A 14,338-nucleotide genomic window follows, 5' to 3' on the forward strand; every position below is an offset into this window, starting at 1 on the left:
TGTAACCGGAGCCGCTGGCTTTCCAGGTGGACTACTTGACGGCGTTGATGCGCTGGCCCACCGTGGGGGTGATGGTCCCCAGTTTCTGAACGTAGTTCAGCAGCACCAGGGCGTCGGGTTCGCGGGTCACGCCCTGTCCGTCGGCCAGCATGGTGTACTCGTCGCCGCCCTCGTTGGTGAAGTCCGGCAGGGCCAGGGTGTAGGTGGCGCTGTCCTTGCCAATGGCCGCGCCGCTGTCGAGCTTGACGCTGACCACCCGGGAGCCGACAGGCTTGCTGACGTCATAGGTGTACGAGAAGCCCGAGATTTGCAGAAAGCGTCCGCTGGAGCCGGGCAACGCCGAGACGCTGTTTTCCAGCACGGCATACAGTTGCGTGCCGGTCACGGTGCGCGTCGTGACGGTGTTGCCGAAGGGCAGCACGCTGTCGATGTCGCCCTTGACCACGTCGTAGGGCGGTCCGGCCTGGTAGCCGGGCGCGGGGCGGCGCAGGGTCTTGTCCTGGGGCGCGTAGCTGGACGGCAGGGAACTGCGGATGGCTCCGCCGTTCACAATCGCCAGTTGGGTGTTATAAGTCGTGCGGTAAGCGTCGGCAATCAGGTCACCCAGCGCGACTTCTCCCAGGCGCTCGATGTTGTTGCCGCGCGGGAAGGTGTCGGTGGCGACCCCGATCTTGGCATCGAGTTGCGCGGCCAGTTGGGTGCGGTAGGGGGCCAGCACCTGCACCACTGCTGGGTCAGGCGTGACCTCGCTGGCAAAGGGAGTGATGAATGTGCTGGCCGCTTTGGTCACACTCTTGGTGGCCGGGTCATAGGTCACGCTGACCCGGGCGTAGCTGGCCCCCTTGCTCAGATTCTCGACGACCAGCGCGCCGCCGATGGTGCCGCTGTATTGAAAGTTGGTGTGGTCTCCCAGGATCACATCGAAGCCCGTCAGGCCCTCCAGAGTGCCGCTCTGCATGTGGACCGAAGCAACTGTGCCGGAGCCAAAGAGAAGTTGAGCGCCGGATGGTCAGGTGAGTTTCAGGCGCAGGCAACTGGCAACCAGCCGGGCCGCGAGCAGCGCCAGCAGCGTGACCACACTGCCCATCAGCACCCACTCACCGAACTTCACATACGGCGTCACTCCAGTCGCCACATCGAACGGAACGCGGTAGGCGGCGCGCTCCCCCCTGGGCGCACGGAACACCGTCCGGCCCCAGGGATCGACCACGGCGCTGACCCCATCATTTCCGGCGCGGAGCAGAAAGCGGCGGGTTTCGATGGCACGCAGGCGGCCCATCTGAAAATGTTGCTCCGCACCGGCCCCCCGGCCAAACCACGCGTCGTTGGAGATCACCATCAGAACAGTTGCGCCGGCCCGCACCGCCTGCCGGGCCAGCGCGGGAAACACGGACTCGTAACAGATGCTGACGCCCGCGCGTAGCGCCCCCAGCGGCAGCACCGTGAGGGCCGTGCCCGGCGTGGTGCTGGTGTAGCCGGACATCCCCAGCCCTCCCAGCACCGCCCGGTAGACGCCGCCCAGCGCGTGTTCGAACGGCAGGGTTGCCCCAAACGGGACCAGCACCCGTTTGTCCTGACGGCCCGTGACCTGCCCGTACACGCCGTAGGCGCTGTTGCGCACCTGTCCGGGTACGTCTCCCGGTGCGCCGACGACCATCGGGACGTTCAGGCGCTGAAGGGCGCTCAGGGCCGCAGGTTCGGAAGGTGCCCGTGGGCTGGCCGTCTCGGGCCACACCACCAGTTGTGCTGGGCCAGCGGCCAGTGCAGCGCGGGTGAGCTTCAGGTACAGATTCCACTCTGCTGCCGAACGCCCCTGGGCTTTCACGCGCGGATCAACGGCCCCCTGGACGAGGACGGCGGTGCGGGTGGGAGCCTGTTCAGGCGGGGGAACCCCAGGCCCCAGGCCAGGCTGCCCAGCCAGACGACGGCCAGGCCAGCGCCGAGTGCTGGCCGCTGCGCCGTTTCCAGGCCAGCGAGAACGCTGGCGGTCAGGGTCACCAGCAAGGGCAACAGCGAGAGGCCTCCCAGGCTGGCCAGTTGGGCCAGTGGCCCGCTGGCCAGTGCGTACCCCGGCGCTCCCCAGGGAAAGGCGAACGGACCGGTGGCCCGCAGCGCTTCAGTCAGGACCCAAGCGAAGGGCAGGACCAGCAGGGTGCGCGGCCCGAAAGCCCAGCGCGTCAGGGCCAGGGGCGCGGCCCAGGTCAGTGCCGCTGCAGGCAACACCAGCACCGTAAGCGCGCCGCCAACGGGTCCCAGCACGTCCGCCATGCTCAGTGTATTACCGACTCGCGGACGCCCACGTCGCGCAGCTCGTCGAGCAGGCCTTCAGCCAGGCCCAACACGAGCGGCTGGGCCTGGCAGACCACACCGCAACCCCCAGCCCAGCAGGAAGTGTCCATTGAGCGGCCTGCCGATGTTGAGCGCCCTGCGACATCCGCGCTTCGCCCGCCTGTATGCCGCCCAGACGGTCAGTCAGATCGGTGACGCCCTGACTTGGATCGGTCTGGCGCTGCTGGCCTACCAGTTGACCGGGGGCAAAGACGCCGCCGTGGTGCTGGGCGTGGCCCTGACCCTGCGCGTGCTGGCCTTCGTGGTCTTCAGTCCTCTGGCGGGGGTCCTGGCTGACCGCATCAACCGCAAATGGGTGCTGGTGGCCTGCGACTTCGGGCGGGTGGTGGTGATCGGGCTGCTGCCCCTGGTCAACGCGGTCTGGCAGGTGTACGTGCTGATGTTCGACGCTCCACTAGCAGCGGAACAGGAATCCGCCCTTGTCACTCGGATTACAATTCAATTTATTCAAAATACGCCTGCACGGTGTCAGGATCGCGCAGGGGACGCAGTCGGCCCTGGGCAATTTCTTTGGGGAGTTTGAATTCGCAGGGGTCAAGGCACGATCCAGCAAATTTTCAATCCTGAACGAAAATAAGACCTGGGGAGGGCTACCGGGGAGTGCCCTCACTGGAAGGGGCCAGCTCACTTCCAGTCAGCCTGGGCGGGGCAACCCATCCCACGATGCCCTGCCCACAAACTTGCGACACTCGGGACATGACCCTTCATCCCGCGCCGCTTTCCATCGGACACCTGGCCGCCGAAACCGGTGAAGGGGTCAAGGCCCTGCGCTACTGGACAGACCTCGGCCTGCTGAAGCATGGGCGCACCGCGAGCGGCTACCGGACGTACAGCACCGAGAGTGTCGAGCGCGTGCAGTTCATCCGGTCCGCCCAGCATGTCGGATTCAGCCTCAGCGAGATCGCCCGCATCCTGCGCGTGCGCGCAGACGGCCACAAGCCGTGCGCGGAGGTGCACGAAGAGTTGCGCGTGCATCTTCAGGCGGTGCGGCGGCAATTGACCCAGCTTCAGGCGCTGGAAGCGGAACTCGCCGGGCGGCTGGCGTATGCCCAGACACACCCTGATCCCGAGTGCGATTCCCCCGGCTGCGTGTACCTGAATCCAGCGGTCCCTTGACTCTCCCCCTGGGGGGAGACTTTAGCTTCGGGCATGGAATCCAACTGCTGCGCCCCCGAAGTCCACGACGCCACGGCCTATCCGGCCAGTGGCATCCGTGGAAAAGCGGTGCCGCTGATCACGCTCAAGGCCCTGCTGACCCCGCCTGCCCTGGCGCGACTCACGCCGGAAGAGACCTTCCGGCTGTGCCCGGACCCGGTTTGCGACGTGGTGTACTTCAGCCCGTCTCAGACCTACGGCACGGGAGATCTCAAGGTGCCGGTCTTCCAGAAGGATCAGGCGGCTGGAGTTCCGGTCTGTTACTGCTTTGCTCACACGCGGGCTGACCTTGAACGGGCCGCAGTGACAGGCACGGGTCAGGCGCTGGAGGCGTCGATCCGCGCGCACGTGCAGGCCGGGCGTTGCGGGTGCGAGGTCAACAACCCGCAGGGCAGTTGCTGCCTGGGCAATGTCGTGACCGTTCTATGGAGTGTTGAGCGCGGGTGCCGCTTCTGGTAGTCGGGCTGTTGTTCCTGGGACGAGCGCTGTAGGCACGCCGCCATTCGTGAAGGTCTCCTACGTTTCAGTTGCGCTGGCAACGCTATGGCCGCCCTTCCTGGTCTGCGGCCCCACCGCTGATTTCGGCGGAGCGGAGCGTGGTTTGAAAGTGCTGGTGTCTCAGCCGTTTGTGGATGATGGCCAGATTTGCGCCGCCGTTCACCAGTTCTGTCGCTCGGTTGTGCCGGGGCTGATCCAAGGCGCAGCGTTTCCCCTCCCTGCCTGAGCGGTGCATCCAGCCAGCCCTCTGGGCGCATACAAGAGGTATGCCCATCTTCTCCGCATCTGCCCTTCCCTCTGGGCTTCATGCCCGGCAAGGGCAGTCGGTGCGGCAGACTGCGGTTATGCCCGCCACCCTGCCGACCGCTCTGGATCATCAGCGGTTGATCGCGCAACTCCAGCAGGGGCAGGACGGTGCCCTCAAAGCCCTCTACGACGCTTTCGCTGGCGTGACCTACCGTGTGTGCCTGCGGATGCTGGCCTCTCCAGAGGACGCCGAGGAAGTCCTCCAGGACGCCTTCCTGCGCCTGGAAGCGCAGGCTGGGCGTTACGATCCGGCGCGCGGGACGGTGCAGACCTTTGTGCTGACCATCGCCCATCACCTGTGCCTGGAGCGCCTGCGCGCCCGGCGCGCCCGGCCCCAGGCCCGGGACGGCGCGCTGGGCGATCCAGCCTTTGATCTGCCAGCATCCGCTCCCAGGCATGACCCCCTGAATCAGGCCCTGATTGAATCCGCCCTGAGCGCCCTGAACGCGTCAGACCGGCAGCTTCTTGAGGACATGTTTTTCGGTGGGTTCACCCACGCCGAACTCACGGTCCGCACCGGGCTGCCCCTGGGCACCGTCAAGAGTCGCCTGCGCCGCGCCCTGCTCAAACTGCGTGAAAGGATGCAGCCATGACCGCCTACGGCCATCCCACGGACCTGCTGCCCGGGTACGTCCTTGGAGATCTGGACGGGTCTGAGGCCGACACGGTCGAAACCCATCTGGCCGCCTGTCCCGCCTGCCGCGCCGAGGTGGCCCGGCTGCGCGACGCGCTGTTCTCGCTGGCTGACGATCTGCCCGGGGCGGCCCTGCCGGACAACGCCTGGGACCGCATTCAGGCCCGCCGTCTTATCGCGACTCCTGGCACCAGCAAGCTCTGGCAGCCAGTCGGCAGATCACCCCACGGCCAGCGTCCACGCTGGCCGTGGCTGGCCGCCGCCGCTGTCATCGTGCTGGCGCTGGGCACCGTCGGGACCCGCCTCATGACCGCGCCGTCCCAGCAGGCCACAGTCCAGCAGTGGGAAGCGCGGGGCGCGTCACGGCTCACGCTCGCGTCACGGGACGGCCAGGCATTTGGCACCCTGCTCGTCCGCGCAGACGGGCAGGCCCTGGTGGTCCTCCTGACTCCCGCGCCGGACGGACAGGTGTACCAGGCGTGGGGCCGCCAGACCGACGCGGTGCAGGCCAGGAAGCCGGTCAGTCTGGGCTTCACCGGCGGAACCGTGATGCAGGTGGCCTGGCGGGGCTACGCGTCCGTGGGCATCAGCGTGGAACCCGCCGGGGGCAGCCCGGCCCCGACCCACCCGCTGGGCCGTGTCACCCTGCCCGGTGGATGACCAAGGGCGGCCCACACGACTCCGTGTGGGCCGCCTCAATGTGGGCGCTCAGCCCTTGGTCATCTTGACCGGCGCGCAGATCGGCACGACGCTGGGGTCGCTGGCGTAATGGACGTTGAGGTAGGCCCCCTGGTCACCGGCAATCTTGGCCATGTCGCCCGTGACCGCCGTGGTGGCGTTGCCGCTGGCATCCGCCGTGAAGCCCGGGAAGCCGAGGGTCACTGGGCCGTTAGAGGCGCACGGATCGGTGTTCGATTCCGGTCCAAAGGCGTGGTAATGCGCGATGTAGGCCTTGTTGGGCGTCAGGCCCGTGAGGGTCAGGGTGGTGCTGACCATCCCGTCCTTGGTGGTGGCCACGGCCTTGCCCATTGCCGTGGGGTCAGCCGCATTGGCCTTATGCTTGAAGGTGTAGGTGCTGCCCCCGGCCCCCATCATCATGCTGCATGAGCCGAGCAGGGCGGTGGCGGTCAGTCCCAGAACAATCTTGTGTACAAACATACGTTCCTCCATGGTGCATTGACTCCGCCTCAGCGGTTGGTCACCGTAATTGCGGCGCTCATGCCTTCGTGGTACGAGCAGTAATAGGTGTAGGTGCCAGGCGTTTTAAACGTGTAGCTGTAGCGGTCCCCTGGACGCAGGTCCGGTGAGCGCAGGTCAGCCACCTGGACCGACAGGACGTTGTGCGTGACCTGCCCAGTATGAACCCAGGTCACCGTGGTGCCCACCTTGACGCTCAGGGTGGCAGGCTGGAAGCGGTTATCGGCGATGTTGACCGTTATCGCCGTTGCTGGGGACGCGGTACTGGCTGGCGTGGCAGCGGTCTTCAGGACAGCGGCACACAGGGGGATGTCGGTCAGATCAGACGCGGTGTGGACGTTAACGTAGGCCCCAAGGGTGCCGCGCACACGTGCAGGATCGGCCCGCAGGCTCACGGTGGCCTGGCCCCGGGCATCGGTCTTGAAGGCCGGAAAGCCCAGGGTAATGGGTCCGTTGGACGCGCAGGGTTCGCCGCCCCCCGCTCCCAGGGCGTGGTAGTGGGCCACATAGGCCGTACCGGGGGTCAGGCCGCGCAGGCTCAGCACCGACAGGGACTGAGCCGCCGAGACCGTGCGGACGCTGAGCTGCCCAGCCGCCTGGGCAACTTTGCCCACCACGGTGAAGGGAAAGACCTGGCTTGTCGGGGTCGGGGTGGCCGGGGTCTGAGCCGCCGCAGGGGTCAGCAGCAGGCCGGGCAGCAACATGGAACGGATGAGGCTCAGCATGACAGGTCCTTTTAGCGCGTGAGGGGGCTGGTGGCGGCAGCGTCGTTGCTGTCGCTCAGGATCGCTGGACCTGCTTCCAGATCGGTGTCGAAAGGTGAGACGGCATACGGCTGACCCTGATTGGCAAAGAGCTTCGCAGTGGTCTGGGGGTCTTTCGGCCAGACCACCAGGTGGTCGAGGTTGACTTTGCTGGCCTTGATGGCCGCACCGTCGGGCTTCCCGTCCTTTGCCGTGCCCCGCAGCGTGAACGCCTCGAACACACTGGTCATCGCGCTCGCCTCAGCCTTGCCCTTGGCGTCGGCCTTGAAATCCAGCACATGCTGCATCATCCCGAAAGGGGCCACCGCCGATTCGGTCAGGAACAGGTTGTACTGAGCGCCGGGCGTGAGGCCATCGGCCTTGAGGGTCAGGTCGTCGGTGCCCTCCAGGGAGCGGACGATGACGTGGGCAGAAAGACCTTTCAGGGCCGCCGGAAGGAACGCGAAGGGCTTGTCTGGCACGCCCAGCTTGATCTTCACCGAGGGCAGGCCCACCCGCACGGTCTTCAGGTTCTGGGTGCCGGGGCCGCTGGGAACCGCATTGGCCACGTACACCAGCGCCTGCGGCATCTGCCCGATAGGAATGGTCTTGATGACCGTGTTGCTGGCCGTGTCGATCACGTCCACCGCGTCCTGGTCTTCCAGGCCCACATACACGCGCGTGTTGTCGCCGCTGGGCCACAGGCCGTGGGGCGTGAAGCCGGTGGGGATGGTGGCCACGATCTGCGGCTGCGGACCACGCTTGATCACCTTGACGACGTCCTCCCCGCCCACCGTAACGTAGATGAAGTCGCCCGCTTTGGTGGTCACGGCGTTCACGTGGTTGGTGACCTTGCCGGTGTCCAGCACATGCAGCACCTTGAAGGTGCGGGCGTCGATGACGCTCACTTTGCCCACGTCCTTGTGGGTCAACCAGACCTCCTTGCCGTCCGGCGTGACCACCAGGTTGGGCGAGAACGGACTGACCACCGGCACGCGGGCGATCACCTTGCGGGTCTGGACGTCGATCACGTCGAGCTGTGCCGTGCGGCTGGAATCCACGAAGGCGCGCTGTCCATCCGGGCTGAACACCACCATGCCGGGACCCCCGGCCACCTTGATGCGGTCAACCTCCTTCATGCTCGCCACGTCGATGACTGAGAGGTAATCCTGGCCGCGCACCGTGACCCAGACCTGTTTGCCGTCCGGCGTGAAGAACCCCTCGTGGGGGCCACGCCCGATGTACACCGTTCCCATGACCGTGTTGTCGCGGGTGCGGATGATGGTCACGCCGTTCGAGGCGTTGCTGATGACGTCCAGATAGCGTCCGTCGGGTGAGAATCCCAGGCCGTGGACATTGACCTGCATGTCGTCGAGCGCCCCCAGCACCCCGGGCCGGGGATGGCCCAGCGGGATCTGGCCTATCACGGCGTTGGTTGCGGGGTTGATGACGGTCACGGTGTTCGAGGTCTGGTCGGCGGTATAGACCCGGTCGCGCGCGGAGAGGGCGGGGCCACTGAGCGCCGGGGGCTGCGGGATCAGGCCCGGGGTGCCTCCCCCCCTGGCCTGCTGAGCCAGAGCAAGTGCGCCGGTCAGGCTGACGGCAAGGACGGTGATGAGGACGGGACGGTGAATCTGGAACATGACAACCTCCGAAGGGACAGCTCAGAAATGGAGTAGAGGCGGAGCAGACTGCTCGGGTGAACGGCTTCATGACCCGTATGCCCCGCGTGCCTTTTGTGGATGCACCACCGTCTTTACCGGATCTTTATGAATACTGCGATCTGCCTGCGCTGGCCTCGAAAGCTGCGCCGCGCTGGAACAGTACGCCGCGTCTGATCGCCCGCCCATCAAAAGCAGGTTTCTCCTTTTCTTGAAGGCGAATTCCAGTGGACCGGGGGCGATCAGATCAACGCTGGCCCGGTCACGACGGTCTCACGCGACGCGCCCAGTAACCAGGACTACGTCTCGCCCCTCGCGGTCAGGCTTCCGGGTCCGGGCAGAACGACTCGACGATCAGCGGCCCGTAATAGTGAATGAAGTGAGCGCCGTGGGCGCGCAGCAGGTGACACATGCGCTGGGCCTGCACTTCATACCGCACGGCGGCCACGATAAGGACGTGCCCCCGCGCCAGTTCCAGCTCGTAGCGCCGCGCATGCTCGTACTCGTCGGTCAGTTTCTGCACGTTGCGGCGCAGGCGGGCCAGCAGGCCGTGCCGCTCACCCGTGAAGTCGAGGCGCTCCTCGCCGGCGTCCCCCACCAGCAACTCCAGATCCTGATCGCGCAGGTGTTCTTGCACCCGCAGGTCACGCAGTGCGGCCTCCGCGTGATCAGGATCGTCCAGCACGCCGATCATGTGGTTGGTGAACGAGGCCAGCATCCGGGGGCGGTGGTGGGCGGCGGCGTCATTCATCTGCAAACCTCCTGAACGGGGACGTCCACGGCGTCCATGTCCTGCTGGGCTACTGGCCCGATGTCGTTTTCTAGCCCGGTGTTGCGTTCTGGCGCTGTGTCACGGGCTGGTGCGGTCCGGCGCAGTGCTGCTCTCCGCTTTGCGGGTTTCCGGCGTGTAGTGGGCGCTCAGGTAGGTCACGATCCTGTCGGCGTTCTCGTCGCTGATAAACGTCGCGCCGTATTTCTCCTTCATCTTGTAGACCTCGGCGTGCCAGACCTCGCTGGGCAGAGGCGGCTGGGACGTGATCAGGGTGGTGGCGTGGCACACACTGCAATTGCTGCGAACCAGTTCCACGTCTTTCCCCTCGACCAGGGCGGGGGTGTCCTGCGGAATGGGGCCGATGGCGTAGCTGGCGTCCGTGGTGTACGCGCCGCTGGCGGCCTGGTCAATCACGCCGCGCATCTGCTCGGCGTACTGGGCCATCGTGTTTTGAGGCTGGGTGGTCTGGGAGCTGGTGGTCTGAGCTGTGGCGGTCTGGGCCGTGGAGGTCTGTGGTCTGGCCGTCTCAGCGCTGCCGGACGCAGTTTCAGGCGACGCGGACACTGCGGCGGATTTGGGATTCGCAGCGGCCTGCGCTGCTGGGGCAGCCTGTGCTGGGGACGGTGCGGGGGCAGGGGCGGAGACGGGGGCCGTAGCCGGAGTTGCGCCAGTGGTGGCCGTGGCTGCTGGCACGCTGTTGTTACGAACGCTCAGCGTGACCACCGGAACCACCACGGCCAGGACGGCCAGAGGCATCAGCAGCCCCATCAATTCAGGATATTTCATGACGCTCCTTTAACCGGCCTGGCCCACGGTGACCGTCTGACGCTCCACCGTGGTCCACAGGTAGCCCGACGGGTTCCAGATGGCCCCGTCCGGCTGGTTTCCGCCGCTGGTGTCGGTGGCGCGCACGGCCAGCGTGTACTGACCGGGTTTCTTGGGCGTCCACGCAAAGGTCCAGGGGCGGAAGGCGTAGCGCCCGTGGTCCTCGCCCAGCTTCGCGGCGCTCCAGGTCTTGCCACCGTCGCTGGAGACCTCCACCTTGTTGACCTTGCCGCGCCCGCTCATCGCCAGCCCCTGCACGGTCATGGGCAGTCCGGCGGGCACCTTGACGGTCTCGTCCGGGGTCACGATGAACGAGCGCACGGGCATACTCCCCACCGGGCGCAGCTTGACCGTCTTGTCCTTGACCGCCTGCGGCGTCGTGTTCCCCCGGGCGTTGTCGGGTTGCAGGTACGCCGTGGTCATCCAGAAGTTGTCGTCCGGCTGGGTCAGCACCCGGATAAAGCTCAGGGTCTTCATCCAGTACGTGGCGAAGTAGCCGGGCACCACCAGCCGCACCGGAAAGCCGTTGACCAGCGGCAGCGGCTGGCCGTTCATGGCGTAGGCGACGATGCACTCGTCCAGCACCGGATCGTCCAGGTTCAGGCTCTTCTGGTAGCTGGCCCCACCGCTGCCGGGCGCACCTGCCCCGGTGTCCAGCCCCTGGAACTGCACCTGTACGCCGCCGGGTTTGAGGCCCGCGCGGTCCAGCAGGTCCCGCAGGCGTACCCCGGTCCAGGTGGCGCAACCCATCGCGCCGTTGCCCCACTGCCCGCCGGGACGGCGCGGCTGGAAGCGGGCGCGGCTGTTGCCGGTGCACTGCATCACCGCGTTCACGCTGACCGCCTCGAAGTCACGCAGCAACTCAGCCAGGCTCAGCGACACCGGCTTGTTCACGTTGCCGCTCAGCTTGAGCCGCCAGGTGCCCAGGTCGACGCTGGCCGGAAAGCCCGACAGATTGGTGCGCACGAAGAACGCAGCGGTGGGCGTGAACGCACTTTGAAAGTAGCTGCGCGGCGTCTCGTACAGCGGTGGACGGTCCACCAGGCGGATCAGCGGCACCTTCTGCGGCAGGGCGATCAGCGGCCCCAGACCGTTCCAGGCGTCGAGGGGGCCGGGACCGCTGAAGGTGGGGGCGGGCGCGCTGAGCAGGCTCTGCTGGGCCAGGGCGCTGCGGCCCAGCGTCAGGGCAGCGCCAGCGGTGCCCAGCAGTCCCAGAGCGCTGCGGCGGGTGAGTGGAGCGGATGAATCGGACATACGTGGACCTCCTGGAACGGGGTGGGGGGAGAGGCTGAGGTGCAGGATTCAGACGCGGGGGAGGCCAGTGGCGGGCGAGACGGGGACGCTTCCCAGTAGTTCCCCACGCCAGACACTGTGCGCTGTGCGGACCGTGACCAGCAACCACAGGACTGCCAGCAGGGGGACGAACACGTACCCCAGATTCATGAAGAATCCCAGGCGGGTCAGGCTGCCCAGGCTGAAGGTGGCGGCGGTGAAGACGCCCAGCGGGAAGGTAAACGCCCACCAGCCCAGGTTGAACGGCAGGCCCTGCCGGATGAAACGCAGCGTGGTCAGCGTGGCCAGCGCCAGCCACCACGTTCCGAAGCCCCACAGCACCAGCCCGCCCAGCAGGGCAGCGCCGGTCAGGACCGGGCCGAGTTCTCCCAGGCCCTGTGCGCTCAGCACGCGGGGGGCGGCCTCGCCCAGTTGCAGCAGGGCCAGCGCGCCGGTGCCTAGCGGCCCCAGCGGCAGGAACATGCTCACGCCCAGCTCGGCCCCCGGCAGCTTATGCTGGGCCAGCCGCAACACGAACACGGTCAGGATCATCAGGGCCAGCGGCACCGACAGCGCAAACAGCACGTAGCCGCCGTAGATCAGCGGCGTGGCGGCGGCCACGCCCAGGTGCGGCGCGATCTGCCCGGCGCTGGCGGCGGCCACTTCCGAGGCCACCACTGGCAGCAGCCATAACGCCGTCATGCGTTCCAGCGCGTGGTCCTGGCGGGTGAACATCAGGTACGGCACCAGCAGGCCCACCGCCGCCGACAGCGCGGCGTCGAAGACCCACAGGTCACGGGCCAGCAGCGCCGCGTCCACGCCCCAGCGCGGCACGCCGAAGACGATCAGGCCGTTGATGATCGTGGCCAGGCCCATCGGGATGGCCCCCAGGAACATGCTCTGGGCCGGGTGCAGCAGGGTGGCGCGGCTGTCTGCCGGGTGCAGCAGGATGCGGGCCAGCGACAGCACGGTCAGCGCGGCGAAGATCAGCATGTTCAAGATCCACAGGCCCTCGCCCAGCGCCGCTGTGCCGGGGAGGGGCAGGTGGGGCAGCATCAGGGACACGATACCGGTGCCCATGCTGGCGGTAAACCAGTTGGGAGTCAGCCCGCGCAGCACGTCGCTGGCAGCAGTTCTGGAAGTGTCTGGTGCGGAAGGGTGGGCAATCATGACGTCAGCGTAGGCCCGCCTCTTTATAAACTCAAATAGCCATTCGCTATAGCAACCCAAATTTGGTGTATATCTGGATCATGCCCCTGAACCCCGATCATCTGCTGACCTTCGTGCGGGTGGCCCGTCACGGCAACCTGAGTGCGGCGGCGGGCGAACTGAACCTGACGCAGCCCGCCGTGTCCAGCCAGATCAAGCTGCTGACGCAGGCGGTGGGCGAGCCGCTGCTGACCCGCCACCGTTACGGCGTCCGGCTGACCCCGGCGGGCCAGGGCCTGCTGCCGCACGCGGTGGCCGTTGAACGCGCTTTGGCCGGGGCCACGCGCTACGCCGCCGATCTGCGCGGCCTGGAAACAGGCACGCTGAACATCGCCGCCAGCAGCACCATCGCCGCAGCCCTGTTGCCGGGGGTGCTGGCGCAGTACCACGCCCGCTTCCCGGGGGTCACCCTGCGCGTGCAGCAGGGCAACACCGGGGAGGTGCTGGCCGCGCTGCTGGACGGGGCCTGTGAGCTGGCACTGATCGAGGGGGTGGCCGGAACGCTGCCTGCCGACCTGATCCGGCGCACTTTCGCCCAGGATACGCTGCGGCTGGTGCTGGCCCCGCAGCATCCGCTGGCCCAGCATTCGGCGCTGAACGCCGCGCACCTGAGTGGGCTGGGGCTGGTCTGGCGGGAGCCGGGATCAGGAACCCGTGAAGTGGCGCGCTCTGCGCTGGAGCGAGCGGGCATTCAGACGCGGGAGGTTCTGACCCTGACGGGCAGCGAGGCGGTCAAGGAGGCGGTGATCAGCGGCCTGGGGGCGGCGTTCATGTCGGAACTGATCGTCCGGCGGGAGGTGGCGGCGGGGGTGCTGGCCAATCCGCCCCTGGAACTGCCCGGCCTGGACCGCCGGCTGGACGTGGTGGGCGCGCCCACTGAACTGCTGTCGAGGGCCGTGCAGGTCTTCGTGACTTTCCTGGAACCCGCCGGATGAGGGAGGGGAGGGGAGTCCCAGATCTCGGCCCCGCCTGTCAGCCAACCTTTTGCGGAGGTCTGAGAGAGGAAGAGCCATCTGAATGATCCGGGACGAGGCGTGCGATAACGCCCGATAACGCAACGAATTGGCTGCTCCCATCCCGACAGCCTCCCCGCCTTGCGAAACTCTGTTGCACAATGATTTACACTGGCAACACGTTTTCGCAACACTGGAGGCTCCATGCAAGTCGGTTACGCCCGCGTCAGTAAACAAAATGAGCAGGACACCGCCGCACAACTTCGTGCATTGAAGACGGCAGGAGCAGAGCGCGTGTTTACCGAACATGCTTCTGGTGGCCGCTGGGACCGTCCTGAGCTGCACAAGATGCTGGATCAGCTCCGCGCTGGAGATGTGGTGGTGGTCTGGAAACTGGATCGCCTCAGCCGCAGCCTCAAGGATGTCTTGCACCTGATGGAGCTGCTGGGAGAGAAAGGCGTGGGGTTCCGAAGTTTGACTGAGGCCATAGATACCACCACGCCCGCAGGCCGAATGATGATGCAGATGGTGGGAGCGTTCGCCGAATTTGAGCGGGCCATGATCCGCGAGCGAACCAATGCTGGGCTGGAACAGGCCCGATTGGAAGGCCGCGTTGGTGGGCGCAAGCGCAAGTTGCTGCCGCACCAGGAGCAGGACATTCGTGAGTCGGTGGGGTCTGGGCAGCGCACTGCGGCCCAGTGCGCCCGTTTGTTCGGCGTCCATCCCAGCACCATTACCCGACTGTTGCAACGCCAGAGCTAAGG

The 14,338-nt window shown here is 66.7% G+C and carries 19 protein-coding genes; 8 read left to right on the top strand and 11 right to left on the bottom strand.

The features are described from left to right. Positions 1 to 31: 31 nt before the first annotated feature. The 4 genes from HNQ08_RS17175 to HNQ08_RS27970 are packed head-to-tail and all read right to left on the bottom strand — an operon-like array spanning position 32 to position 2,399. On the bottom strand, positions 32 to 958 hold the full coding sequence (locus tag HNQ08_RS17175) for a bifunctional metallophosphatase/5'-nucleotidase (RefSeq protein WP_184134827.1): 927 nt from the start codon (positions 956 to 958) through the stop codon (positions 32 to 34). Between the two features lie 51 nt (positions 959 to 1,009). After that, positions 1,010 to 1,921, bottom strand: coding sequence for an apolipoprotein N-acyltransferase (gene lnt, locus HNQ08_RS17180; protein ID WP_342355708.1), 912 nt, complete (start codon positions 1,919 to 1,921; stop codon positions 1,010 to 1,012). Further along, positions 1,822 to 2,268 (bottom strand): carbon-nitrogen hydrolase family protein, encoded by a 447-nt coding sequence (locus HNQ08_RS27160; protein ID WP_221284262.1) that lies wholly within the window; start codon positions 2,266 to 2,268, stop codon positions 1,822 to 1,824. Before HNQ08_RS27160 ends, lnt begins: the two co-directional genes overlap by 100 nt. A 2-nt stretch (positions 2,269 to 2,270) precedes the next feature. After that, a complete protein-coding gene (locus HNQ08_RS27970; RefSeq protein ID WP_268240021.1) occupies positions 2,271 to 2,399 on the bottom strand; it encodes a hypothetical protein in 129 nt (42 codons plus the stop codon). On the opposite strand from HNQ08_RS27970, the gene HNQ08_RS17185 reads away from it, so the two are divergent. The 5 genes from HNQ08_RS17185 (at position 2,399) to HNQ08_RS17205 (ending at position 5,602) form a co-directional block, all read left to right on the top strand. After that, on the top strand, positions 2,399 to 2,872 hold the full coding sequence (locus tag HNQ08_RS17185) for an MFS transporter (RefSeq protein WP_184134830.1): 474 nt from the start codon (positions 2,399 to 2,401) through the stop codon (positions 2,870 to 2,872). The two genes, HNQ08_RS27970 and HNQ08_RS17185, sit on opposite strands and share 1 nt — an antisense overlap. A gap of 173 nt (positions 2,873 to 3,045) precedes the next feature. Continuing rightward, a complete protein-coding gene (locus HNQ08_RS17190) occupies positions 3,046 to 3,465 on the top strand; it encodes a MerR family DNA-binding protein (RefSeq protein ID WP_184134833.1) in 420 nt (139 codons plus the stop codon). Between the two features lie 33 nt (positions 3,466 to 3,498). Next, positions 3,499 to 3,963 carry a putative iron-sulfur cluster-binding metallochaperone gene (locus tag HNQ08_RS17195; RefSeq protein ID WP_184134836.1) on the top strand — a complete coding sequence of 155 codons (465 nt, stop codon included), beginning with the start codon at positions 3,499 to 3,501 and terminating at the stop codon, positions 3,961 to 3,963. A 383-nt stretch (positions 3,964 to 4,346) separates the two neighbouring features. Continuing rightward, positions 4,347 to 4,901: an RNA polymerase sigma factor gene (locus HNQ08_RS17200; protein ID WP_184134838.1), complete on the top strand. Its 555-nt coding sequence runs from the start codon at positions 4,347 to 4,349 to the stop codon at positions 4,899 to 4,901. Beyond that, a complete protein-coding gene (locus HNQ08_RS17205) occupies positions 4,898 to 5,602 on the top strand; it encodes an anti-sigma factor (protein WP_184134840.1) in 705 nt (234 codons plus the stop codon). Before HNQ08_RS17200 ends, HNQ08_RS17205 begins: the two co-directional genes overlap by 4 nt. 48 nt (positions 5,603 to 5,650) lie before the next feature. Here the strand turns inward: HNQ08_RS17205 and HNQ08_RS17210 are convergent, their stop codons facing one another. Genes HNQ08_RS17210 through HNQ08_RS17220 form a run of 3 tightly spaced genes read right to left on the bottom strand, consistent with a single transcriptional unit; the run spans position 5,651 to position 8,525 of the window. Beyond that, positions 5,651 to 6,100: a CHRD domain-containing protein gene (locus tag HNQ08_RS17210; protein WP_157451516.1), complete on the bottom strand. Its 450-nt coding sequence runs from the start codon at positions 6,098 to 6,100 to the stop codon at positions 5,651 to 5,653. A gap of 29 nt (positions 6,101 to 6,129) precedes the next feature. Beyond that, positions 6,130 to 6,864 carry a plastocyanin/azurin family copper-binding protein gene (locus HNQ08_RS17215; protein WP_184134842.1) on the bottom strand — a complete coding sequence of 245 codons (735 nt, stop codon included), beginning with the start codon at positions 6,862 to 6,864 and terminating at the stop codon, positions 6,130 to 6,132. 11 nt (positions 6,865 to 6,875) lie between these two features. Further along, positions 6,876 to 8,525 carry a YVTN family beta-propeller repeat protein gene (locus HNQ08_RS17220; RefSeq protein WP_184134845.1) on the bottom strand — a complete coding sequence of 550 codons (1,650 nt, stop codon included), beginning with the start codon at positions 8,523 to 8,525 and terminating at the stop codon, positions 6,876 to 6,878. Between the two features lie 56 nt (positions 8,526 to 8,581). Between HNQ08_RS17220 and HNQ08_RS17225 the strand changes: the two genes are divergently transcribed. Beyond that, entirely contained in the window at positions 8,582 to 8,758 is a 177-nt protein-coding gene (locus HNQ08_RS17225; protein WP_184115562.1) for a hypothetical protein, read from the top strand. A 104-nt stretch (positions 8,759 to 8,862) separates the two neighbouring features. On the opposite strand, the gene HNQ08_RS17230 is transcribed toward HNQ08_RS17225, so the two are convergent. The 4 genes from HNQ08_RS17230 to HNQ08_RS17245 all read right to left on the bottom strand — a co-directional run bounded on the left by HNQ08_RS17230 (position 8,863) and on the right by HNQ08_RS17245 (position 12,582). Beyond that, on the bottom strand, positions 8,863 to 9,294 hold the full coding sequence (locus HNQ08_RS17230) for a hypothetical protein (protein ID WP_184134847.1): 432 nt from the start codon (positions 9,292 to 9,294) through the stop codon (positions 8,863 to 8,865). 99 nt (positions 9,295 to 9,393) lie between these two features. Continuing rightward, on the bottom strand, positions 9,394 to 10,101 hold the full coding sequence (locus HNQ08_RS17235; RefSeq protein ID WP_184134849.1) for a cytochrome c: 708 nt from the start codon (positions 10,099 to 10,101) through the stop codon (positions 9,394 to 9,396). A gap of 9 nt (positions 10,102 to 10,110) precedes the next feature. Further along, a complete protein-coding gene (locus tag HNQ08_RS17240) occupies positions 10,111 to 11,394 on the bottom strand; it encodes a molybdopterin-dependent oxidoreductase (RefSeq protein ID WP_184134852.1) in 1,284 nt (427 codons plus the stop codon). A gap of 48 nt (positions 11,395 to 11,442) precedes the next feature. Beyond that, entirely contained in the window at positions 11,443 to 12,582 is a 1,140-nt protein-coding gene (locus tag HNQ08_RS17245) for a TDT family transporter (protein ID WP_184134854.1), read from the bottom strand. 80 nt (positions 12,583 to 12,662) lie between these two features. Between HNQ08_RS17245 and HNQ08_RS17250 the strand changes: the two genes are divergently transcribed. Further along, complete coding sequence (locus HNQ08_RS17250; protein WP_184134856.1) at positions 12,663 to 13,556, top strand: LysR substrate-binding domain-containing protein; 894 nt, start codon at positions 12,663 to 12,665, stop codon at positions 13,554 to 13,556. Between the two features lie 222 nt (positions 13,557 to 13,778). Beyond that, positions 13,779 to 14,336: a recombinase family protein gene (locus HNQ08_RS17255; RefSeq protein ID WP_019008509.1), complete on the top strand. Its 558-nt coding sequence runs from the start codon at positions 13,779 to 13,781 to the stop codon at positions 14,334 to 14,336. Positions 14,337 to 14,338: the final 2 nt, after the last annotated feature.

Source organism: Deinococcus humi (assembly GCF_014201875.1).
GTDB lineage: Bacteria > Deinococcota > Deinococci > Deinococcales > Deinococcaceae > Deinococcus > Deinococcus humi.

Bases quoted from the DNA above. Each gene is read 5' to 3' on its own strand.
- HNQ08_RS17175 (WP_184134827.1), bottom strand. From the start codon at position 958: ATGCAGAGCGGCACTCTGGAGGGCCTGACGGGCTTCGATGTGATCCTG.
- HNQ08_RS27160 (WP_221284262.1), bottom strand. From the start codon at position 2,268: ATGGCGGACGTGCTGGGACCCGTTGGCGGCGCGCTTACGGTGCTGGTG.
- HNQ08_RS27970 (WP_268240021.1), bottom strand. From the start codon at position 2,399: ATGGACACTTCCTGCTGGGCTGGGGGTTGCGGTGTGGTCTGCCAGGCC.
- HNQ08_RS17190 (WP_184134833.1), top strand. From the start codon at position 3,046: ATGACCCTTCATCCCGCGCCGCTTTCCATCGGACACCTGGCCGCCGAA.
- HNQ08_RS17195 (WP_184134836.1), top strand. From the start codon at position 3,499: ATGGAATCCAACTGCTGCGCCCCCGAAGTCCACGACGCCACGGCCTAT.
- HNQ08_RS17200 (WP_184134838.1), top strand. From the start codon at position 4,347: ATGCCCGCCACCCTGCCGACCGCTCTGGATCATCAGCGGTTGATCGCG.
- HNQ08_RS17205 (WP_184134840.1), top strand. From the start codon at position 4,898: ATGACCGCCTACGGCCATCCCACGGACCTGCTGCCCGGGTACGTCCTT.
- HNQ08_RS17210 (WP_157451516.1), bottom strand. From the start codon at position 6,100: ATGTTTGTACACAAGATTGTTCTGGGACTGACCGCCACCGCCCTGCTC.
- HNQ08_RS17215 (WP_184134842.1), bottom strand. From the start codon at position 6,864: ATGCTGAGCCTCATCCGTTCCATGTTGCTGCCCGGCCTGCTGCTGACC.
- HNQ08_RS17220 (WP_184134845.1), bottom strand. From the start codon at position 8,525: ATGTTCCAGATTCACCGTCCCGTCCTCATCACCGTCCTTGCCGTCAGC.
- HNQ08_RS17230 (WP_184134847.1), bottom strand. From the start codon at position 9,294: ATGAATGACGCCGCCGCCCACCACCGCCCCCGGATGCTGGCCTCGTTC.
- HNQ08_RS17235 (WP_184134849.1), bottom strand. From the start codon at position 10,101: ATGAAATATCCTGAATTGATGGGGCTGCTGATGCCTCTGGCCGTCCTG.
- HNQ08_RS17240 (WP_184134852.1), bottom strand. From the start codon at position 11,394: ATGTCCGATTCATCCGCTCCACTCACCCGCCGCAGCGCTCTGGGACTG.
- HNQ08_RS17245 (WP_184134854.1), bottom strand. From the start codon at position 12,582: ATGATTGCCCACCCTTCCGCACCAGACACTTCCAGAACTGCTGCCAGC.
- HNQ08_RS17250 (WP_184134856.1), top strand. From the start codon at position 12,663: ATGCCCCTGAACCCCGATCATCTGCTGACCTTCGTGCGGGTGGCCCGT.
- HNQ08_RS17255 (WP_019008509.1), top strand. From the start codon at position 13,779: ATGCAAGTCGGTTACGCCCGCGTCAGTAAACAAAATGAGCAGGACACC.